Origin of the sequence: Desulfovibrio sp. 1214_IL3152, from assembly GCF_036763055.1 — a bacterium.
In the GTDB taxonomy this organism is placed as follows: Bacteria; Desulfobacterota; Desulfovibrionia; order Desulfovibrionales; family Desulfovibrionaceae; genus Desulfovibrio.
Window position 1 is genome coordinate 1 of the sequence record NZ_JBAIYW010000573.1, and the last position, 1171, is coordinate 1171.

Annotated in this window: 2 protein-coding genes; both read right to left on the reverse strand. The window is 58.6% G+C overall.

Features of this window, described 5'->3' with window-relative positions:
* Positions 1-580 (reverse strand): rhodanese-like domain-containing protein (locus V6C07_RS12100; protein WP_333536732.1); only part of this gene is annotated, 580 nt, incomplete at its 3' end.
* A gap of 288 nt (positions 581-868) precedes the next feature.
* The coding region (locus V6C07_RS12105; protein ID WP_333536733.1) for an MFS transporter at positions 869-1171 on the reverse strand (303 nt) is incomplete at its 5' end.

Consider the following 1171-nt stretch of genomic DNA (forward strand, 5'->3'; position numbering starts at 1 on the left):
TGGAGCAGGCTCCGCCAAGTGTGCACGAGGCCCCTTTCTGGTTCCAGGGCGCGCGCATAAGCAGAAGGGCCATCCCGCACCAGTTGGTGATGCCTGAGAAAACCTGGCCCGCGCCGATGAACAGCGCACCCAGATAAAACAGCGGGCTGATGCCGTAGCCCAGCAGCGTAAAGAGCACCGTCAGCGCTCCTGCCACCAGACGCACCTGCCGGTCAAGAGAGGGCGACGCTTCGCCGGTTTTTGGCAGGCCTTCGCCGGTAGTGGCAAAACCGGCCTCTTCGCAGGCGGCTATGCCGCCATCAATGAAGCGCACATTGGCGTAGCCTGCCTGGATGAATTTTTCAGCGGCGCTTTTGGCGCGCGCGCCACTGCGGCAAATGGTGAATATGGGGGTATCGACGAGCACGCCGCTGCGCAGGGCGACGTCACGGGGGTCAAGGTCGGTAACGGGAGCAAAGGCTGTAGGCAGGGCCAGACGTTTTTCAGAATATTCCATGGGCGAACGTACATCCACAACAAGAGCCTGCTTCAAGTCCACACTGTGCAGCTCTCTGGCGCTGATGCTTTGTACAGCGGACATATGGTCTCCTTTTTCCGGCAATGGCTGCCGAAATGCACGCAACGTAAACGGGAGCAGTGTCAGACGGGTTGCAACCCGGACGCAGCGGTGATGGTATCCTTCCGTATTGGTAGGATATAATTATTGATTATAGTGATATAATTCGTATCGGAATGCAACTGCCGCAAGGGGCGGCTGCTTTTTGACAACAATGCAGTATGATTGATTATAGTAGCTTTCACACGCTTATGGGCAAAAAACGGAATGCCCTGCAAAAACAGACAGGCTGCCTGCGGGCAGCCTGTGGGTTTATTGCATTTCAGCCGTTTGCCTGCGTTCGTGCAGGGCCAGCCGCAGCCTGTCGGCCAGCATGAAGCAGCCGCACAGGCTTACGGAGATCGCCGTGGCCGTGAACACGCCCCTGTAGCCGAAGCCGGCGTTGATGACCATGCCGCCGATAAGCGGGGCCAGCATGCCGCTGGCGTCAAAGGTCGCCATCATGACGTTGGAGTTGATGGAGCGCGTGGCAGGGTTTGAGCGGTCATATACCGCAGCGGCCAGCAGAGGGTACAGCAGGCCCAGACCCAGGCCGTACAGACAGGTCAGCGGCAA